This is a genomic window from Streptomyces sp. BI87, assembly GCF_025957665.1.
GTDB lineage: Bacteria > Actinomycetota > Actinomycetes > Streptomycetales > Streptomycetaceae > Streptomyces > Streptomyces albidoflavus.
This window is the reverse complement of record NZ_CP110079.1, coordinates 1583138-1602351: the sequence shown is the minus strand read 5'-3', so window position 1 is coordinate 1602351 and position 19214 is coordinate 1583138. Positions and strand designations below refer to the sequence as shown.

20 protein-coding genes and 1 pseudogene are annotated in these 19214 nt (G+C 71.7%); 9 read left to right on the top strand and 12 right to left on the bottom strand.

All coding sequences use genetic code 11. From position 1 onward, the window contains the following. Complete coding sequence (locus tag OIM89_RS06825) at positions 1-819, bottom strand: helix-turn-helix domain-containing protein (RefSeq protein WP_226964455.1); 819 nt, start codon at positions 817-819, stop codon at positions 1-3. 112 nt (positions 820-931) lie between these two features. On the opposite strand from OIM89_RS06825, the gene OIM89_RS06820 reads away from it, so the two are divergent. After that, positions 932-1357, top strand: a complete 426-nt coding sequence (locus OIM89_RS06820) for an ATP-binding protein (RefSeq protein ID WP_030699495.1) — start codon at positions 932-934, stop codon at positions 1355-1357. Positions 1358-1436: 79 nt separating this feature from the next. On the opposite strand, the gene OIM89_RS06815 is transcribed toward OIM89_RS06820, so the two are convergent. Further along, on the bottom strand, positions 1437-1760 hold the full coding sequence (locus OIM89_RS06815; RefSeq protein ID WP_247860133.1) for a hypothetical protein: 324 nt from the start codon (positions 1758-1760) through the stop codon (positions 1437-1439). A gap of 210 nt (positions 1761-1970) precedes the next feature. Between OIM89_RS06815 and OIM89_RS06810 the strand changes: the two genes are divergently transcribed. Further along, on the top strand, positions 1971-2513 hold the full coding sequence (locus OIM89_RS06810; RefSeq protein WP_030699494.1) for a VOC family protein: 543 nt from the start codon (positions 1971-1973) through the stop codon (positions 2511-2513). Further along, entirely contained in the window at positions 2506-3318 is an 813-nt protein-coding gene (locus tag OIM89_RS06805; protein ID WP_264491070.1) for a MerR family transcriptional regulator, read from the top strand. Before OIM89_RS06810 ends, OIM89_RS06805 begins: the two co-directional genes overlap by 8 nt. A 24-nt stretch (positions 3319-3342) precedes the next feature. Here the strand turns inward: OIM89_RS06805 and OIM89_RS06800 are convergent, their stop codons facing one another. Then, a complete protein-coding gene (locus tag OIM89_RS06800; protein WP_264491069.1) occupies positions 3343-3957 on the bottom strand; it encodes an SMI1/KNR4 family protein in 615 nt (204 codons plus the stop codon). Between the two features lie 202 nt (positions 3958-4159). Between OIM89_RS06800 and OIM89_RS06795 the strand changes: the two genes are divergently transcribed. Continuing rightward, complete coding sequence (locus OIM89_RS06795) at positions 4160-4942, top strand: hypothetical protein (RefSeq protein ID WP_264491068.1); 783 nt, start codon at positions 4160-4162, stop codon at positions 4940-4942. Positions 4943-4977: 35 nt separating this feature from the next. Here OIM89_RS06795 and OIM89_RS06790 read toward each other — a convergent pair. Then, a pseudogene (locus OIM89_RS06790) lies at positions 4978-5823 on the bottom strand (lipid II flippase MurJ); the annotation flags it as partial. 162 nt (positions 5824-5985) lie between these two features. On the opposite strand from OIM89_RS06790, the gene OIM89_RS06785 reads away from it, so the two are divergent. Further along, positions 5986-6372: a VOC family protein gene (locus tag OIM89_RS06785; RefSeq protein ID WP_226964458.1), complete on the top strand. Its 387-nt coding sequence runs from the start codon at positions 5986-5988 to the stop codon at positions 6370-6372. A gap of 19 nt (positions 6373-6391) precedes the next feature. Here the strand turns inward: OIM89_RS06785 and OIM89_RS06780 are convergent, their stop codons facing one another. Together OIM89_RS06780 and OIM89_RS06775 are read right to left on the bottom strand one after the other, a co-directional pair. Beyond that, a complete protein-coding gene (locus OIM89_RS06780) occupies positions 6392-7069 on the bottom strand; it encodes an SMI1/KNR4 family protein (RefSeq protein ID WP_226964459.1) in 678 nt (225 codons plus the stop codon). A gap of 151 nt (positions 7070-7220) precedes the next feature. Then, the gene (locus OIM89_RS06775; RefSeq protein WP_030700183.1) at positions 7221-7703 is read right to left on the bottom strand and encodes an SRPBCC family protein; all 483 of its coding nucleotides are present in this window, start codon (positions 7701-7703) and stop codon (positions 7221-7223) included. 126 nt (positions 7704-7829) lie between these two features. Between OIM89_RS06775 and OIM89_RS06770 the strand changes: the two genes are divergently transcribed. After that, entirely contained in the window at positions 7830-8195 is a 366-nt protein-coding gene (locus OIM89_RS06770) for a signal peptidase I (RefSeq protein ID WP_175458497.1), read from the top strand. Between the two features lie 298 nt (positions 8196-8493). Here the strand turns inward: OIM89_RS06770 and OIM89_RS06765 are convergent, their stop codons facing one another. Together OIM89_RS06765 and OIM89_RS06760 are read right to left on the bottom strand one after the other, a co-directional pair. After that, the gene (locus OIM89_RS06765; protein ID WP_247860131.1) at positions 8494-9969 is read right to left on the bottom strand and encodes a hypothetical protein; all 1476 of its coding nucleotides are present in this window, start codon (positions 9967-9969) and stop codon (positions 8494-8496) included. Between the two features lie 375 nt (positions 9970-10344). Then, on the bottom strand, positions 10345-10947 hold the full coding sequence (locus tag OIM89_RS06760) for a YceI family protein (protein WP_030700181.1): 603 nt from the start codon (positions 10945-10947) through the stop codon (positions 10345-10347). A gap of 319 nt (positions 10948-11266) precedes the next feature. On the opposite strand from OIM89_RS06760, the gene OIM89_RS06755 reads away from it, so the two are divergent. The 3 genes from OIM89_RS06755 (at position 11267) to OIM89_RS06745 (ending at position 13951) form a co-directional block, all read left to right on the top strand. Continuing rightward, entirely contained in the window at positions 11267-11806 is a 540-nt protein-coding gene (locus OIM89_RS06755) for a hypothetical protein (RefSeq protein WP_195730309.1), read from the top strand. A 295-nt stretch (positions 11807-12101) separates the two neighbouring features. Further along, the gene (locus tag OIM89_RS06750) at positions 12102-13694 is read left to right on the top strand and encodes an acyl-CoA carboxylase subunit beta (RefSeq protein ID WP_151168005.1); all 1593 of its coding nucleotides are present in this window, start codon (positions 12102-12104) and stop codon (positions 13692-13694) included. Between the two features lie 38 nt (positions 13695-13732). Then, a complete protein-coding gene (locus tag OIM89_RS06745) occupies positions 13733-13951 on the top strand; it encodes an acyl-CoA carboxylase subunit epsilon (RefSeq protein WP_264491067.1) in 219 nt (72 codons plus the stop codon). Positions 13952-14037: 86 nt separating this feature from the next. Here the strand turns inward: OIM89_RS06745 and OIM89_RS06740 are convergent, their stop codons facing one another. From OIM89_RS06740 to OIM89_RS06725, 4 genes are all read right to left on the bottom strand, one after another. Next, positions 14038-14619, bottom strand: a complete 582-nt coding sequence (locus tag OIM89_RS06740; protein ID WP_015507042.1) for a GTP-binding protein — start codon at positions 14617-14619, stop codon at positions 14038-14040. Next, on the bottom strand, positions 14600-15214 hold the full coding sequence (locus OIM89_RS06735) for a DUF742 domain-containing protein (protein WP_151168002.1): 615 nt from the start codon (positions 15212-15214) through the stop codon (positions 14600-14602). The genes OIM89_RS06740 and OIM89_RS06735 overlap by 20 nt, the downstream gene beginning before the upstream one ends. Positions 15215-15305: 91 nt before the next feature. Beyond that, on the bottom strand, positions 15306-15719 hold the full coding sequence (locus OIM89_RS06730) for a roadblock/LC7 domain-containing protein (RefSeq protein WP_003951070.1): 414 nt from the start codon (positions 15717-15719) through the stop codon (positions 15306-15308). A gap of 10 nt (positions 15720-15729) precedes the next feature. Next, the gene (locus OIM89_RS06725; RefSeq protein WP_030700228.1) at positions 15730-18750 is read right to left on the bottom strand and encodes a nitrate- and nitrite sensing domain-containing protein; all 3021 of its coding nucleotides are present in this window, start codon (positions 18748-18750) and stop codon (positions 15730-15732) included. Between the last annotated feature and the right edge of the window lie 464 nt (positions 18751-19214).

The following is a 19214-nucleotide window of genomic DNA, read 5'->3' as shown; positions in this document are numbered from 1 at the left end:
TCACTCCAACAGTGTGTCCAGCAGGCGCTTGGTCTTTTGGGGAGAGAGGGCCTGCGACCGCAGCATCCCATATTCCTGCTGGTAGGAACTGACCATATTCGGGTCGTCCACGAGGAAGCCATTGTGCTGCCCCTCGATGTAAGCGAGGTGATCGTGATCGGGCGTTTCAAGGAGGACGAGGGGGCCCGCCAGTCCGGCGTGGGCATCCGTGTCAGTGAGCATGACCTGAAGCCCAAGGAACGGGAGATCGGCGCATCGGCGTAGATGGACGATCTGCTGCCGCATCATCTCGGGTTCGCCCATGTGCCTGTGCAGCACACACTCTTCGATGATGAAGTTCATCATCGGGGGCTCCTCGCGCTCCAGGAGAACCTGCCGGTCAAGCCTGGCCTGGATGGCTTCATCGGTCTCGGCCGAGCTGAGCGGCGGATAGAGGTTCGCGTACAGCGTGGTGACGTACGCGGGTGTCTGGAGGAGGCCGGGGATCACCTGGTTCTCGTACGAGAGCAACGTCACTGACTCCTGCTCGTGCTCCACGAAGTCCTGGGCGAACGCGGGATACCGCTCCCGATCCGGAATCTTGGACACCGCCGTAGCCAGCGCCCGCTTGGTGTTGAGGATCGTGTCCAGCAGCTCGGCCAAGTCCGCCTTGAGCCGCCGCCGACCCTGCTCGATCGAGGCGAGCGTGTCTTCCCCGACCTTGGCTGTGTCAGCCAACTGCGGCTGGGTCAGTCCGGCCGAGCGCCGAAACTCGGCCAGTTGGGCCCCCACCACTTCCCACGACGTGACCTTCTTGCTGGACTTCTTCCGCTGCTGCATACGCACTCCATCTCCCGACGCGCCCCGTCGCGCACCCGACACGGCCCGTACAACGGATTTGTACGGGTCGACGCCCTGCACAAGGCTAGTGACGTTGGGTGACCGTAGGAGGGTGAAAACCGAAACCGGACTCCCCGCGCACTGCGAGCGCTTCTACCGCCGCGAGCGCCGATCCGTCCCCGCGGCCAGGGACTTCACCGCCGCCGTGCTGGACGAGTGGGACGCCCCCGTGCGCCGCGACGACGTCTTGCTCTGCGTGAGCGAACTGGCCACCAACGCCCTGCTCCACGGCGTCCCGCCCGGCCGGGGCTTCCGGCTCTTCGTGCTCCGGGCCGACGACGGGGGCGTACGCGTCGAGGTCCACGACAGTGGCGACGGGCACCCCGCGACCCGCGCCCCCGGCGACGAGGCCGAGTCCGGCCGGGGCCTGCTTCTGGTCTCCGCCCTCGCCGACGACTGGGGGGTGGGGGAGCGCAACCCGGGCAAGAGCGTCTGGTGCTCCTTCCGTCCCGTGGGGGTCGGTTGCACGGGGAAGTAGCCCCGTCCGCTGTCGCCCTGAGCCGCGACGGCCGGAACCGGGGCGAGGTCCGCGAGGGTCCGCCGGGGGCGCGCCGGCCTCACCACGGGCCCTCGCCCCGGTACGTCCGGGGCGCCGGGTCCCAGAGCTGGTCGTGCGCCGCCAGTACGCGCCGCAGTTCGCGCGCCCCGCGCCGGGACAGGGCGCGGGCGACCTGGTCGAGCAGTTCCCGGGACTCCCACGGGTCGGGGCAGCAGCAACAGGCGCCGTGTCCCGGGTGGGGCCAGGTGCGGCCGCGCGGCAGCCGTACGTGCTCGGCCCAGGCGCGTACGGCCTCGGACACGGCTCCTGGCCACAGACAGGTGCGCGTGCGCTCCAGCCGGGCCAGCTCGGCGAGCGTTCCGGCCGACAGCCCGTCGATCACGGGCGATTTCTCGTAGGGCCTGCGCGGCCGGGGGAGTCCGGTCCGCACCCTTCCCGGCGGCTTACGCGGCACGGGCCTTTCGGCGGTAGGTCGTCATGCGGCCAGCCTGGCACGGGCGTGGCCCCGGATGCCCGGTTTTTTCTCCCGGGTCCGGAGGAGGCACGATCCCGGCTTGACCCTCACGTTGCGTGAGGCCGGAGGCTGGGGCACATGAGCGACGACACCTACTACAACGCGTTCGAGATCAGCCCCGTGCCCTCTCCCGGGCCCGACGCGGTCCCGCCGGAGCCGTTTCGCGGCATCTACGGAATGCCCGCCTTCGTGAACATCCCGACGACCGATCTGGCGGCATCGGTGGAGTTCTGGACGCGGGGGCTCGGCTTCTTCGAGCTGTTCAGCATCCCGGGCACCCTCGTCCATCTGCGCCGATGGGCGTTCCAGGACGTACTTCTCGTGGCGGCGGAGAGCGTTCCGGAACAGCCGCCGGCGATGAGCTTCAGTTTCTCCGGCGTGCTCAGCCAGGTCGACTCCCTCGTCGAGGCATGCCGTGCGCTGCGTCCGGACGCGGTCGAGGGGCCGCGGGACACGCCCTGGAACACCCGTGACGTGGAAGTCATCACCCCCGAGAACGCGCGGATCGTCTTCACCGCCGCGAAGCCCTTCGACCCGGACACCCAGGAGGCACGCAACCTCGAAGCCATCGGCATCACCCCGCCCGGCGAGATGCCGGGCGACAATGAGCGGCATGCCTGACACCACGGACGCCGAGGGCCTGATCGTCGGTCAGGTCTCGGCGCGCCTGGACGTGACGGTCCGGGCGCTCCACCACTGGGACGAGATCGGCCTGGCCCGGCCCTCCCTGCGCACGCCCGCCGGATACCGGCTCTACACCGCCCCCGACCTGGAACGCCTGCACCGCATCGTCGTCTACCGCGAACTCGGCCTCGGCCTGGACAAGATCCGCGCCGTCCTCGACGACGCGGCCACGGACGTACCGGCCGCCCTGCGCGCGCAACGCGCCCAGATCGCCGCCCGGATCGACCGCCTCCGGCAACTCGGCGCCGGACTCGACCGGATGATCGACGCCCACGAACGCGGCCTGCTGCTGACCGCCGAGCAACAGGCCGCGATCTTCGGCCCCGGATGGAACCCCGACGGGCCGGTCCAGGCCCGTCAGCGCTACGGGGACACGACGCAATGGCGGCAGTACGCCGAACGCTCGGCCTCCCGCACCCCGGAGGAGTGGCAGGCCGTCGCCGACGACGTCGCCCGGCTCGAACGCGCCCTCGGCGAGGCGATGGACTCCGGTATCACCCCCGGCAGTCCGGAGGCGAACCACCTCGCCGAACGCCACCGCGAGGTCTTCGCGTCCTACTTCCCCCTCTCCCGGCAGATGCAGGTCTGCCTCGGCCGCATGTATGAGGAGGACCCGGGCTTCGCCGCCCACTACGACGCCGTCCGCCCCGGCCTCGCCACCTGGTTCCGCCGACTCGTCGACGCCGCCGCGCGGGCCCACGGCATCGACCCCGACACCGCGACCTGGGACGAGGACCGGTGAGAGCAGTGGCACGGCGAGCGCGGCTCACCGGCCGCCGGACGGGGCGGCGGGAGCCTCGGCCCACCACAGCACCCCGCTGACCGCCGGATACGGCACCCGCCCACCGACCGACCCCCCGTTCTCCAGCACGTCCGCGACCTCGGTGAGGTAGGCCGCGAGCGACGGGGCGTCGTCCCCGAAGAGGCCCTCCTCGTCGTGGTACTTCATCCCGAGCCGCCCGAACCCCGGCCCCTCCCGCCCGTCGAGGATCTGGGCGTCACCGTCGCTCTCGGCCCAAGGAATCCACCGGGGATGCCAGGACGGCTCGCCCTCCTCCTCCGGGTCCCCGAACTCCCGCTCCTCCTCGGTGAGCTCCATCCACCTCGTCCAGTACCGCACGATTCCGGCGGCCGACAACGGCGGCTTCACCGGCAGTACCCCCTCGCCGCCGGCCCCGTCGTGACACCCCAACGAGGCCCGCAACTCCGCCGGGAACCGCAGGCGCAGGGCTGCCTCCGCCGCCGCTGTCGCCCCCGGCTCGGCGGGCGGCGCCAACCGCGCGTACGACCCCGGCGCCCACTGCCGCAACCACCCGTCGATCCGCCCCCACGCCGCCCGCACCGCCTCGGCCCCGGCCTGCCCCACCCCGTCGTCACTCATACGGTCCATCCCACCATCCGGCACCGACAGCGCCTCCCCGCCACTGCCGCACTGCCGCACTGCCGCCACAGTGATCAAAACGTGTCCCTCCCCGGGCACAACCGCGCACGGCCCTCCCCTGTCCCACCATCAGCCGCGAGATCTGAACTCCGGCCGAGGCGCCTGCGCGCCTGTTCACGCAGTGGGGGAGAGGGCGGATTCGATGACGCGGAAGACGATGTGGAGAACGGCGGTGGTCGGCGGAGCGGCGGTCGTGTTCACGGGGCTTGCGGCGGTGCCGGCCGGGGCGGCGGAGGGCGGGGTGTCCTTCACCCGGGTCACGGTGAACAACGGTCAGCCGATCGTGATCGGGGTGAAGGAAGAGGTCGAGATACCCGCCACCGCGCGGATGACGACCAAGCTCAAGTTCAAGGGCATCCCCATGGTGTACCCCTACCGGGGGAAGCTCGGGAAGGGCGACGAGCTCTGGAGCGCCACCGGCGGCAGCGACCCCAGGGTCGTCGACCCCGCGAAGGGGGTCTACGACTTCAACCTGTCGCTCTACATCCACCCGCGCCACGTGGACCTCAAGAACAAGGACGCCGGCACCTGGAAGACGTGCGCCCGGATCTCCCTGGCCGGTGGCGGCCACGACGTGGACGACGAGAACCTGCCGCTCCAGGTCAAGCGGGCCACCCGCGTCACCGTCAACGCCACGCCGGAACCGGTGACCAAGGGCAAGACCCTCACCGTGAAGGGGACCGTCACCCGGGCCAACTGGGACACGCACACCTACCAGGGCTACGCCGGACGCACCGTCAGCCTCCAGTTCAAGCCCGCCGGAGCCTTCTCGTACAAGACGGTCAAGAAGGTGACGTCCGACAGCAAGGGCGGGCTCAGGACCACGGTCAAGGCCACCGAGTCCGGGACGTGGCGGTGGACCTACTACGGCAACTCGACCTCCGGAGCGAGGTCGTCGAGCGGGGACCACGTCGCCCTGCGGTAGTCCGGGTGGCGGGCCAGGGGAACCGGGCCCGCCCTTCACCGCAGACCCGGCAGCCGGCGTACCTCCTCGACCTTGAGCAGGCGGGCGAGGAGGAGGTAGGCGACGGCGGTGGAGAGGACACCGCAGGCCAGGGCCACGGCGGCGGACCACGTCCCGGCCGCACCCGGGCCGCCCGGTCCGGAGACGGCCCGCGCGGCGCACCAGCCCAGCCCGGCCGCGGGAACCGCCGCGCAGAGCAGCTTGCCGTAGGCGCGGCCCAGCCCTCCGGCGCCGATCCGCCCGCCGAGCCTGCGGCGCAGCAGACGGGCGGTGAGGGCGAGTCCCGCGAGGTACGAGAGCGTGTACGCCCCGGCCATGCCGACCACGGCTCAGCGTGCGGGCAGCAGCAGGTGACAGGCGCTCGCCAGGGCGATGTTGACCCCCGCGATCCAGGCCGCCATGAAGAACGGCGTACGGGTGTCCTCGAAGGCGTAGAAGCCGCGCAGCAGCAGGTACTGGGCGGAGAAGGCGATGAGGCCCGGCCCGAACGCCTGGAGCATGTGGCCGAGCGGGCGGACCGAGGCGGCGTCCGCCGCGCCGTTGGCGAAGTTGGTGACCACGGTCAGCGCCACCTGGTTGGCCAGCACGAAGAGCAGCGTCCACTTCGCCGCGTGCACACTCCGGCCCAGTCCGGTGCCCCGCCAGTCGAACCGCGGCCGGAACCGGAACCCGGCGGCCCGCGCGAACGGCACCAGGGCCAGCGCCTGGAGCGCGACCCCGGCCGTCGTCCCGAACCCGAGCAGCCGCACCTGGTCCGCGGTGATGTCCTCCACCCGCCCGGGCGCCGCCATCAGCCCCAGGTAGGCCGCGAACATCGTCACCAGGACGACGTTGTTGAGGACACCACCGTCCCCACCGCCATCAACAGCGACGACCGCGCCAGCGCACCCCCGGCGCTCTTCGCCCGCCCCTTCTCCGCCCGCGCCCGTACGCTGCAATCCGCCCCCTGTGTCATGCGCTCAACATAATTGCCGGACGGGGCGGCGCCGGGTCACCCTCTCCCCATGCGCCTAGGACTGATCACCCTCGTCGTCCCCGACTACGACCAGGCCCTCGCCTTCTACCGCGACCAGCTCGGCTTCGCCCTGGCCGAGGACACCGACCTCGGCGCGGGCAAGCGCTGGGTGGTCGTCGTGCCGCCGGGCGGGGGCGGGGCCGGTCTGCTCCTCGCGAAGGCGGTCACGCCGGCACAGGCCGCCCGGGCCGGCGATCAGACGGGCGGCCGGGTCGGGTTCTTCCTGTACGTCGACGACTTCGCGTGCGAGCATGCCCGGCTGCTCGCCGCCGGGGTGCCATTCGAGGAGGCACCCCGGTGCGAGCCGTACGGGACCGTGGCGGTCTTCCGGGACCCGTACGGCAACCGGTGGGATCTGATCGAGTCGGCGCCGTGAGCCCCGGCCCCGCAGGGTGTCAGGAACCGGCCGAAGGCGCCGGAGCCGGTGTCAGCGGCTCGCCGTTGAGCTGGGTCTCGCCCTTGAGGGACCACCACAGTTCCCCCTCGGTCGTCAGGTAGGGGACCCACGTTCCCCCCACCGCCCCGCCCTTCTCCAGGACCTCGGCGACCTCGGTCAGGTACGCCGCCAGGGACGGCCAGCCGTCGGCGAAGACGCCGCAGTCGTCGTGGTAGGCCATGCCGAGGCGGCCCTGGTCGGGCCCCGGGCGCATGTCGATGATCTGGGCGTCGCCGTCGCTCTGGGCCCAGGGGATCCACTGGGGGTGCCACCAGGGCTCCTCGCCCTCTGGCTCCGGTTCGTCCTCGTCGGCGCGGTTGTCCTCGTCGATCTCGACGCACATCTGCCAGTGGTCGACGATCCTGGCGACGGGCTCGGGCGGGCGCAGGGGCAGGCAGTTGGCCCAGTGGCGCAGGCCGTCGTGGCAGGCGAGGGAGGCGAGGAGGTCCGCCGGGAACCGGACGCCCAGCCCGGCCTGGGCCGCCTCGACCGCCGTCGGGTCGGCGGGCGGCGCCAGCACCTCGTAGGAGTCCGGGGCGTGGGCGCGCATCCACGCGTCGATGCGCGCCCAGGCGTCCCGCACCGCCTCGGCGCGCGCCTCGTCCCCGGCGGTCCCCGTCGTTCCGTGATCGCTCATGTGTCCGATCCCACCACACCCCACCGACAACGCCGGACGGGCCGTCAGTCGCGGGGTGCGTGACCGCACGGGAAGGTCCGAGGGCGGCAGACGTACGGTCGGCCGCCCCCGGACGCCCGCGAGAGGGCAACGGCCGGTGCCCGGGAGGGGCTCAGCCGGCCCGCCGCTCCGCCTCCAGCGTCTCGCGCAGCCGCTCCAGGGTCTGCCGCATGGTCTCGGCGTTGTGCGCGCTGCGGTCCCAGACGCCGCTGACCGCCGAACCGAGGAACCACAGGAGTCGGTTGCGCTGGTCCACGGCCGTCTCGGTCACCTCGGTCGCGGTGCCGTCCCCGACCGGGCGGAAGCGGTAGTCCCAGGTGGCCACCGGCATCCCCCAGAACCGCACCCGGAAGGTGAACCGCTCACCGGAGCGGGCCACCATCACCCGGCACCGCGTCGACCAGCTCCGGCCGCTCGGCCCCTTGTTGGTCCCCTTGAACTCGGCGCCCACCGGTGCGGGGCCGACGCCCGCCGCCGTCCGCACGCACTCCGGACTCCACCGCCCCATGGACGCCACGTCGGCGACCCGCTCGTAGACCGCCTTCGGCTCCGCCTCGATCACGGTCGCCACGGAGACCTCCGCTGTGCTCCTCACGTCCCTCAACCCCCTCTGTTGTACGACAACGTGTCAGCAGACCACCCCACCCAACCAAAGCCGCCCCCGCGCGGCCACCCTCGGGCCCCCGGGGAGACCACCCTCACGTGTACTACCGTCCGGAGGATGAGCGAGAACGTGTACGTGGGCAACGCCCCCGAGGAGGCCGCGCTGGACGCCGGCTGGATCATGGGCCACTTCAAGGCACCGGGCGACCCGCGCCACAACGAGGCCGTGGAGATCAAGTGGGGCGTCCACGAGGCGGGCGAGCGGCGCGCCGCCTGGGTGCGCGGGGAGGAGCGCCAGGCGCTCCTGGTCCTCATCAGCGGACGGTTCCGGATGGAGTTCCCCGAGCGGGACGTGGTCCTGAGCGAGCAGGGGCAGTACGTGATCTGGGGCAAGGGCGTCGACCACTCCTGGGAGGCCGAGGAGCCGTCCGTCGTCATGACCGTGCGCTGGCCCTCCGTGCCGGGCTACCGCGTCTCCCCCTGAACCGCCCCCTCCGACCACCCCCGGCCGGAGCGGGGAGACGACCCCGGCGGTGAGTGGTGAGGAGAGGGCGGTGGGTGGCGCCGAGGGGTCAGCAGAAGGCGCGTCGGCCGGGGTGCGCCGGCGGCATCCGCTCCGCCCGCACACCCACGCGCCCACCCTTCGGCTCCGACCGTCAGTTACCCGGCCCCACCCGCGCCACCCTCGGCATCACCCGAACGTGCGGGGCGCGCGGGGGGTGTGACCAGCGCATGCACGGCGGTCACCGGGTGATCGTTTCTGCACCGCCCGCCACCCCGGCTCACCGCGCGGAGATCCGTACGACGCCGGTGATCGTCCCCTGGTACACGACGCCGCCCGGCGCGAAGTTGCCGACCATCTGGAGCGTGTCGAAGAGCGAGCCGACCCCCAGGTGGTGCGCCCGCACCTCCCGCCCCGTCGCCGGGTCGAGCTGCACGTAGGCGTACGGGTCCAGCAGGCTCGTGGTGTCCGTGCCCGGGATCAGGGGGCGCCGGACGACCGTGTGGATCAGGCCGTCGGCGGTGGAGAGGGTCGGGACGGCCGAGGAGCGGCTGTCGTTCTCCCACCGCAGGTCGCAGCCGGACCCGTCGGCGCGCACGTCCACCCGGCTCAGGCCGCCCCGGAACCGCGCGTCGGCCGGGACGCTGGGACCGGCACCGTCCGGCAGCTTCGGGTAGGGGTAGCCGTACGTACTGGCCACGAAGACCGAACGGCCCACGCCGATCGGGGAGTTCTCGCTCCCGCTGCCGCCCTGCGCCAGAACCGGCCGGTCGCAGACCAGGTCACCGGTGCGGGTGGAGCGGACCTGGAGGCTGACGGTGGGGGAGGCGTTGTCGACGTAGGCGACGTAGTCGGTGCCGGTGGCGGGGCCGAAGAAGGTCGGCGTGGAGCCGGTGCCCCAGCTCAGCTGGCCGGGCTTGCGGGCCGGGCCCCGGTCGTACGCCTGGCGCCAGGCCACGCGCGGTGTGCCGTCGGCGCCGGCGGTCAGCAGGTAGGTGGCGTGGGTGGTGGAGACGGCGGTGCCCTCGGGGGCGGTGGAGATCGAGTTGGCCACCTGTTCCCCGGCGGGCAGGGCCAGGCTGCGCACCGTGCCCGTCGCGTCGTCGGCGGTGCCCACGGTGCCGCCGCCGGTGGCGAACCAGACCCGGCCCTCCCAGTCCGGCGACAGCCCCGTCACCGCGTCGCCCTCCGGCACGGCGTCCCGCAGCGAGAGGGAGCGCGCCACGTACAGCTCCCAGTCGCCGCCCGCCGTGCGCCGGTGTCCGATGCGCAGCAGGGCGCGCTCGCCGTCGACCGCGACCAGCCGGTCCTGGTCGTCGAGGTAGGCGTAGACCCCGCCCAGCAGCGAGCCCTTGGCGATCTTCAGCGAGGTCAGCGAACGGCCCGTGGCCGGGTCGAGGAGGTGCACGGTCGGCACCTGGCCGAGGATCGGGGTGCAGAGCGCCACCGGGTAGCCGTCGGAGCCGACCAGGACGGTGGGGCAGGCCGACTGGAGCGCGGTCCTGGTGGAGGTCAGCGGCCCGTCGCCGGGGCCGGGCAACGGGGTGGCGTCGGAGGAGCCGCTGTCGCCGTGCATGGTCGCGGAGCCCTGCGGCCCCGTGAACGGGTTGTGCGGCGGCAACGGCCCGAACTCCTCGGAGCCCGGCGCGGCCTGGGCGGCCGGAGCACCCGCCAGGGCGAGCAGCAGGGCGGGCGCGAAGGCGGCACTCCGGGACGTACGGCGGGCGGAGCGGGACCGGGGCAGGCGTGGAGACATGGCGGAAGGACTCCTGGGCGGCAGGGGAGCGGGGCAGCGGGGCGCACCACCCGCGCGGGGCGGGCGGCGAGCGGGCGCGCGGCGGCGCGGGGAGGGAGGAGGACCGGTTACGGCCGCTGGACGGAGGCGGCCGGACAGAGGGCCGAGCACGCGTACGCCAGGTCGACGTGGAGTCGACGGCTCAGATGCGCGTGTCCCGTCATGCGCGCCAGTCTGCTGACTTTGCCAGGTTCGCGACAAGTGGCGTCTCGAAGGGTGGGCGGTGCGGGGGCCGGGCCGGCGGGCACGTACGCGGGAGCGCCCGCCCTCCGGCAGGGAGGGCGGGCGCGCTCGGTAGGGCTCTCGGGCCCCGGTGCCCCTGGGGGCCGGTCCGCGTCAGGCGTTCTTGATCGCCGAGATGTCGAAGACCAGCTTGATCTTGTCGGAGACGAGGACGCCGCCGGTTTCCAGCGCCGCGTTCCAGGTCAGGCCCCACTCGGAGCGGAGGATCGAGGCGGTGCCCTCGAAGCCGACGCGCTCGTTGCCGAACGGGTCCTTGGCGGAGCCGTTGAACTCCAGGTCGATGGAGAGCGGACGGGTGGTGCCGAGGATGGTCAGGTCGCCGGTGATCCGGTAGTCGTCGCCGCCGAGCGCCTCCGCCTTGGTCGAGCGGAAGGTCATCTTCGGGAACTCGTCGGTCTTGAAGAAGTCGGCGTTCTTCAGGTGGCCGTCGCGGTCCGCGTTGCCGGTGTCGACGGAGTCCATGGCCACGTCGATCTCGGCGGTGGAGTTGGACGGGTCGGAGCCGTCGAGCGTCAGCGTGCCGGTGAAGTCGCCGAAGCCGCCCTTGACGTTGGTGACCATGGCGTGCCGGGCCACGAAGCCGATCGTGGTGTGCGTCGGGTCGAGCGTGTACGTGCCGGTCAGCGCGGCCAGGTCGGGGTTGACGGCGGTGGCGGTGGCGTCGGTGGTCTCGTTCTTGCGGCCGAAGATGCCCATGGGGTGCTCCTTGGGGACGTGCTCCGGGCGGTCTCCGGAGCGGGGAGGAGATGTTGAAGTTTCAACGAGTTCGAAGGTAACGCGTTTCGGTTCAACTTTCAACATCCTCCGTCCGGCCGTCTTCGGGCGCGGCCCTCCAGGCGGATTCACGCGCGCCGAACGCGCCCCCTAGTTGGCCGGAAATGATCGGTAAGGCCCTCTGGTGACCCGCGTAGAACTCGGGCACGATGCGTCTGCCCCGCCCCGCACGGCCTCCGCACCACTCCCACGCACCCCCCACCGCCGCGTGCGCCGCACGCGCCCCGCAAGGAGGACCCCCATGAAGATCCGCTCGGCGCTGAGCGCCCTCGCCCTCGTCGCCGGAGCCGGGTTCGGCGTCATCGGCACCGCCACGGCCGCCACCGCCGCACCGGCCCCCGCCTCCACCGCGGCCGAGGTCGGCGTGGCCGCCACCAAGATCACCCACGCGCAGGCCACCTCGCGCTTCTCCTCCTCCGGCATCACCTGGTCGTCCTCGGGAGGCTGCTCCAACCGCAACGTCTCGACCTGTACCTCCTTCGACCAGCTGAATCTCGCCACCGCCCAGGGCGCCCAGACCCTGAAGTCGGCGAGCGGCTGCGCCATCAACATCACCGGCGGTACCGAGACCGGCCACGCCAGCGGCACCTACTCGCACTGGAACGGCTACAAGCTCGACTTCTCCAAGAGCACCTGCCTGAACAACTACGTCACCGGCACCTTCACCTACATCGGCCAGCGCGGCGACGGCGCCGCCCAGTACCAGTCGGGCTCCGGCAACGTCTACGCCAACGAGGGCAACCACTGGGACGTGACCTACTACAACTGCGGCGGCTGCTGACCCGCCTCGCAGGCCACCGTTTTCCTCCCGGGTCCGTCCGCCGCTACCCTCGGCGGGCGGACCCGTGCCGTGCGACGCCCCTCGTCCGGGCGCAGCCGCTTGTGGGGTCCCTACGGGTGGGTGAGAGGACCGTGATCCGCCGGCCTTTGTCGGAACCCCATAACGCGCACCCCCTCCCGGCAGTCGAATGCGCTGCGTACCCCAATCCGCCTGTGAGACCGCTCCAGGAAAACGGCCCGGAGACTGTGAGGAGTCGACGGCAGGTTCTCGGGGGCCGGGTTCGTAGAGTCGCTACATGACCGTTTTGGACGAGACAGCTGAGTCCGGGAGCGAGCCCGCCGACGCCCGTGGCCGCGTGGCCGAGCTCCACGCCCTGCGCCAGCGGGCCGAGCGGGGTCCGAGTGAGAAGGCGACGGCGGCGCAGCACGCCAAGGGGAAGCTGACCGCTCGTGAGCGGATCGCGCTGCTGCTGGACGAGGGTTCGTTCCGTGAGGTCGAGCAGTTGCGCCGGCACCGGGCGACCGGTTTCGGCCTGGAGCAGAAGAAGCCTCACACGGACGGTGTGATCACCGGGTGGGGGACGGTCGAGGGCCGGACGGTCTTCGTCTACGCGCATGACTTCCGGATCTTCGGCGGGGCGCTGGGTGAGGCCCACGCGACGAAGATCCACAAGATCATGGACATGGCCATCGCGGCCGGTGCTCCGCTGGTCTCCCTCAACGACGGCGCCGGCGCCCGCATCCAGGAGGGCGTCTCGGCGCTGGCCGGGTACGGCGGGATCTTCCAGCGGAACACGAGGGCGTCCGGTGTCATCCCGCAGATCAGCGTGATGCTCGGCCCGTGCGCGGGCGGGGCCGCCTACAGCCCGGCGCTGACCGACTTCGTGTTCATGGTCCGTGAGACCTCGCAGATGTTCATCACCGGCCCGGATGTGGTGCGCGCGGTCACGGGTGAGGAGATCAGCCAGAACGGTCTGGGCGGCGCGGATGTGCACGCCGAGACCTCCGGCGTCTGCCACTTCGCCTACGACGACGAGGAGACCTGCCTCGCCGAGGTCCGTTACCTCCTCTCGCTCCTCCCGCAGAACAACCGGGAGAACCCGCCCGCCGCCGAGGCCACCGATCCGGCCGACCGGCGCGGCGACGCACTCCTCGACCTCGTCCCGGCCGACGGCAACCGCCCCTACGACATGACCAAGGTCATCGAGGAGCTGGTGGACGACGGGGACTACCTGGAGGTCCACGAGCGCTGGGCGCGGAACATCATCTGTGCCCTGGCCCGCCTGGACGGCCAGGTCGTGGGCATCGTCGCCAACCAGCCGCAGTCCCTGGCCGGTGTGCTGGACATCGAGGCGTCCGAGAAGGCCGCGCGGTTCGTGCAGATGTGCGACGCGTTCAACATCCCGATCGTCACCCTCCTGGACGTGCCCGGCTTCCTGCCGGGCGTCGACCAGGAGCACGGCGGCATCATCCGCCACGGCGCCAAGCTCCTCTACGCCTACTGCAACGCCACCGTGCCCCGGATCTCGCTGATCCTGCGCAAGGCGTACGGCGGTGCCTACATCGTCATGGACTCCCAGTCCATCGGCGCCGACCTCACCTACGCCTGGCCCACCAACGAGATCGCCGTGATGGGCGCCGAGGGCGCGGCCAACGTCATCTTCCGCCGCCAGATCGCCGCCGCCGACGACCCCGAGGCGATGCGCGCGCGCATGGTCAAGGAGTACAAGGCCGAGCTGATGCACCCGTACTACGCGGCCGAACGCGGCCTCGTCGACGACGTCATCGACCCCGCCGAGACACGCCAGGTCCTCATCGACTCCCTGGCCATGCTCCGCACCAAACACGCCGACCTGCCCTCCCGCAAGCACGGCAACCCGCCCCAGTGACGGCGACCGGACTCACCAGAACACGGAGAAGCATCCCCATGGCCACACCCACCGTTCCGGCCACCCCCGAGCAGTTCCTGCGGGTCGAGAAGGGCCACGCCGAGCCCGAGGAGCTGGCGGCGATCACCGCCCTCCTGATGGCCCGCGCCGCCGCCCAGCCCGCCCCGGCCGCCCGTAACCGCGGCCGCGACCGGGCCGGCTGGCGCCGCCTGGAGCGCACGCCCGGCTTCCGCGCCCCGCACAGCTGGCAGGGCTGAGCCACCCCGAACACCCCGACGGCCCCCGTCCCCTCCGGAGAACTCCGGGAAGGGCGGGGGCCGTCGGCGTGTGGAGCCGGGTACCGCTAGCGCAGGCGCGCCATCAGGGCGTGTTCCACCAGGGTGATGAGTGCGCTTTTGGCGTCGGCGCGGTGGCGTGCGTCGGTGGTGATGATGGGGGCGTCGGGGCCGATCTGGAGGGCTTCGCGTACTTCTTCGGGGGCGTAGGGCTGGTGTCCGTCGAAGCCGTTGAGGGCGATGACGAAGGGGAGGCCGCTGTTCTCGAAGTAGTCGACGGCGGGGAAGCAGTCGGCGAGGCGGCGGGTGTCGACGAGGACGACGGCGCCGATGGCGCCGCGGACGAGGTCGTCCCACATGAACCAGAAGCGGTCCTGTCCGGGGGTGCCGAAGAGGTAGAGGATGAGGTCCTGGTCGAGGGTGATGCGGCCGAAGTCCATGGCGACGGTGGTGGTGGTCTTGTCGCCGGTGTGGGTGAGGTCGTCGATGCCGGCGGATGCGCTGGTCATGACGGCTTCGGTGCGCAGCGGGTTGATCTCCGATACGGCTCCGACGAACGTGGTCTTGCCCACGCCGAAGCCGCCCGCCACCACGATTTTCGCGCTGGTGGTGGAGCGGGCCGCTCCGCCGTTAGAGCTTGCGAAGTCCACTGAGCACCCTTTCGAGCAGTGTCACGTCTGGCTGGCCCCCGGCGTTCTCGTCGCCGCCGGGCTGATGGATGGCGACAAGCCCGGCCTCCGCCAAGTCGGCGACAAGGATCCGGGCCACACCAAGAGGTATGGAGAGGAGTGCCGAGATCTCGGCGACCGACTTGATCTCGTGGCACAGGTGGCAGATCCGCTGATGCTCGGGCAGCTGCCCCTGCATCCGTGCGGCGTCCGCCGTGGTGTGCACCAGCGCCTCGATGGCGAGCTGGTAGCGCGGCCGGGTGCGGCCGCCGGTCATGGCGTACGGGCGGACCAGCGGGTTGCCGGAGCCCTGGCCGGAAGCAGCCGGTTTCCGCTGCTGCGGAGGCTGCACCGGCTCGATCCTCGGCGCCGGCGGCTGCTGGTAGGGCTGCTGCTCGTACGGCTGGTGGCCGTAGGGGCCCGGGTACTGGCCCGGGTCCTGGTACGGCTGTCCGCCGCCCGGCCCGGAGGGGAAGTCGTACGGGTTCGCGGGCGCGTCGTCGCCCTGCCCCTGAGGCCGGCCCTGGCCGTAGCCATGGGCCCAGTAGGGCTGCGAGCCGTCGGGGGATGTTGCCACGTCTCCTCCTCCTGCTGTTCCGGGCGCCGTCGTCGGGAGCCGCGTGGCGAAACTTTACGGCCACGCGGCGTTAAAACGTACTGCCTGTCTGTCAGTTGAGAAGGCTTCCCTGGAGCTCCGCCCGCAGATCAGGGGTGAGTACCGTACCCGCACGGTCCACGAGAAGGGCCATCTCGTACCCAATGAGCCCGATGTCCGCCTCGGGGTGGGCGAGTACCGCGAGGGACGAGCCGTCGGAAATGGACATGATGAAGAGGAATCCCCGCTCCATCTCCACAACTGTCTGATTCACGTCGCCGCCCTCGAAGATCCGGGAGGCCCCGGCGGTGAGGGAGGTCAGACCGGACGCGACAGCGGCCAGCTGGTCGGCGCGGTCACGGGGGAAGCCTTCGGACATCGCCAGAAGGAGTCCGTCGGCGGAGACCACCACCGTGTGCGACACCCCGGGGGTGTTGTCCACGAAATTGGTGATCAACCAGTTCAGGTTCTGTGCCGCCTGGCTCATCGGGCTCACACTAACGCTCCTGGTCGTAGGTGCTGTCAGGCCCGCGGTGCTGATCCGGCGAAGCCTGGCCGTTCGTATCACTTCCTGCGGTGCGGCCCCGCTGGACGCCGCGGCGCAGGTTGCTGAGCCTGCCCCGCACGTCCTCGGGGTCGCGGGAGACCTGGGGGCCGCCCTGCGGGGTCTGCTCGGCCGTGCCGTCGACCAGGTTGGCCTTCGGCACCCGGCGGGGCAGTCCGGAGGAAGTGGTCCCCCCGGCCTGCGGCCGCTTGAGCTTGCCCGCCTCGTTCCAGCGGTCGTCGTTGGACGAACGCCAGTCGTCGTTGTCGCTGCCGTCCACGGAAAGGGTCCGCTCTCCGGACGGGGACTGCGGCGGTATTCGGCCACCGGGCTCGCCCTGCGGTCGTCCGGCCCCGCCGGTGCCACGACGCGGGAGGCCTGCCTCCGTGACCTCGCCGACAGTGCTCGGCGCCGGGCCGGGCCGCTCGAAGCCTACGCCGCCGCGGGGGCCCCCGTCAGTTCCCTGGAACCCTTCCGGTTCCTGGCCGAACTGGGGTGCGTAGCCGGCCTGGAACCCGTTCTGGCCGGGCCAGTCGTCCTGGGCGCCACCGTTCCCGGCGTCGAAGCCGGATTCCGCATAGCCCTCGTTGGCCGCGTAGCCGTTGTACTGGCCCGGGCGACCGCCCTGCGTGCCGTCGGCCGCCGGGTAGCCCTGGCCCTGCCAGTCACCCTCGTAGCCGTCCTGGCCGCCGGGGCCCGCCTGCGGACCGCCGTACCCCTGGTCGCCGTAGCCGGCGTCGTAACCCTGGCCGGGAACAGACTGGCGCTCGTCGAATCCGTACTCCTGCGCGCCGGCTTGGCCGGGCGCCTCGTCGCGGAAGAGCGGGCGGCCGTCGGGGGAGTGGCCCTGGTCGTGCTGGGTCTCCAGCGCGGCCCGGCGCTCCTCGCGCAGGAGCGAGCGGCCGACCGGGTCCAGGTCCGGGAACTCCCCGGCCTGGTCCGCGCGGTAGCGGTTGTCGTCGAAGCCCAGCTCGGCCGCGGTGCGCAGCGGCGCCACCTCGTGGGCCTGCTGCTCCGGGATGATCGAGGAGACCGTGAACTCGGAGTCGGGGCCCTCCGCGCCACCACCACCGTGGGTGATCGCGTCGGGGAGCATCACCAGCGAGGTCGTACCGGCCTGCTCGCCCGAGGGGCGCAGCTGGACCCGGATGCCGTGCCGGTCCGCGAGGCGGCCGACCACGAAGAGGCCCATCCGCTGCGAGACGGCCACGTCCACCGTGGGCGGGTTGGCCAGTTTGTGGTTGATGTCGGCGAAGTCCTCGGCGGTCAGGCCGATGCCCTTGTCGTGGATCTCCACCATGATCCGGCCGTCGGGCAGCCGCGTCGCGGTGACCTTGACCTTGGTCTGCGGCGAGGAGAACGTCGTCGCGTTCTCCAGCAGCTCGGCGAGGAGGTGGACGAGGTCGGTCACGGCGCGGCCGTGGATCTCCGCCTCCGGCACCCCCGACATCTCGATGCGCTCGTACTGCTCCACCTCGGAGGAGGCGGCACGCAACACGTCGACCAGCGGGACCGGCTGGTCCCAGCGGCGGCCCGGCTCCTCGCCGGCGAGGACCAGGAGGTTCTCGCCGTTGCGGCGCATACGGGTCGCGAGGTGGTCCAGCTTGAAGAGGTTCTCCAGCTGGTCCGGGTCGGCCTCGTTGTTCTCCAGGCCGGTGATCAGCGTCAGCTGGCCCTCGATGAGGGACTGGTTGCGGCGCGAGAGGTTGGTGAAGATCGCGTTGACGTTGCCCCGCAGCAGCGCCTGCTCGGCGGCGAGCCGGACGGCCTCGCGGTGCACCTGGTCGAAGGCGCGGGCGATCTCGCCGATCTCGTCCGTGGAGGTGATCGGGATCGGCTGCACCCGGGTGTCGACCTGGCCCGGGTCGGTCCGCGACAACTGGTCGACGAGGGAGGGCAGCCGCTGCTCGGCCACGCTGAAGGCGGCACTGCGCAGCTGGCGCATCGAGCGGCCCATCTGCCGGGCCATCATCGCGGCGATGACGAACGCCACCAGCAGGGCCAGGACCACCGCGACACCGGTGATGATCGCGTCGCGCTTGGCGTCGGAGGCGATCTGGGCCGCCTCCTGCACCGCGTTCTCGGCGAGGTCGGACTCGATGGTGCGGTACAGGTCGAAGCGGGCGGTGGTCTGCGCCCACCACGCTTCGGGGGTGAGGCCCTGGGCGGCCAGGGTCTGCGGGGTGCTCGACGGGCTGACCATCAGGCCGACGGCCTGCTGGCCGGAGGGCGGCGCGACGTAGCGCTCACCGGCGGCGCGTGCCTCGGAAGCGGCCTCGCGAGCCTGCTTCTCGGCCTTCGCCTCCAGCTCCTTCTGGCCCGCGACGAGCTTCTTCTCGTCCTCCTCCATACCGCTGGAGGTGTACTCCTCGATCGCGATGCCCTCGAGGTAGGCGTAACTGCTGAGCGCGATGCGCTGCTTGCCGAGGCTGGCCGCGTCCGGACCGGGGTTCACCAGCAGGTGCATGCCGAGCGAGCGCTGGAGCGACAGGGCCGCCTTGGTCAGCGAGATCGCGTAGGAGGTGCGCCCGTAGGTGGTGATGTTGCCGGTGCCCAGACCGAGCTCGTTGGCGAACTCCATCAGCGGGTGCTGGACGGCGACGTAGCCCTCTTCGGTCTCGACGCCCTTGAGCTTCTTGGTGTACGCCGCCTCACGCAGCGGCTCCAGGTTCGGTTCGACGTCGCGGAACGCGTCCAGCCGGCGCTTGAGACCGGGCTTGTCCGGCATCGAGCGGACGGCGACGTCGAACTCCTCGCCGGCCGCGTCGGTGGCGGCGCGGGCCTTGGCGACCTCGCTGTCGTTCCGTTTGCCCTTGAGGAAGGGCTCGGCGGAGATGTCGCGCTCCTCGATGAGGCGGTTGCCGTAGTTCAGCGCCGCCTCGACGACCCGCGCGGTCTTCTCCGCGTCCTGGGCCTCGCGCCAGGTGTCGATGGAACCCGACACCTGGAAGCCGCCGACCACCAGGCCGACCACGACGGGCAGCAGAAGAATGGCGTTGAGCCTCGCGGGTACCCGCCAGTTGCGCGGGGAGAAACGATGGCCGCTCCCGGTGGGAGCGGCGGACTCACCCGCCTCCTGAGCGGGAGACGCCGCAGCACGCTGCGGCGGGGTGAAGTTACCCCGCGACGGCGGTGCGGGGCTCGTCGTGCTTCGCCTCACTCGACCAACAACCTCTCGGCGGCGGCACCCGGGCGGGGCCGCAGACGTCTCCAGGCCCGTGTGCTACTGGGCAGTTCGACGCATTCCAGCACGTCAGGCGGTGCTCCACCAAACAGCCGCGAGAGCCTTCACGACCTTCGCGGGACGCTGGACAAGCCGGGCATAAACGGTGAGCGGCGGCAAAAGGCCGGGGGGTCGTGCGCGCAGCGGCACGGATCGACCGCGACCCGTGGTGGCGCGGACGCAATTGTCTGTCGAAACGTTATGAACACAGCGGC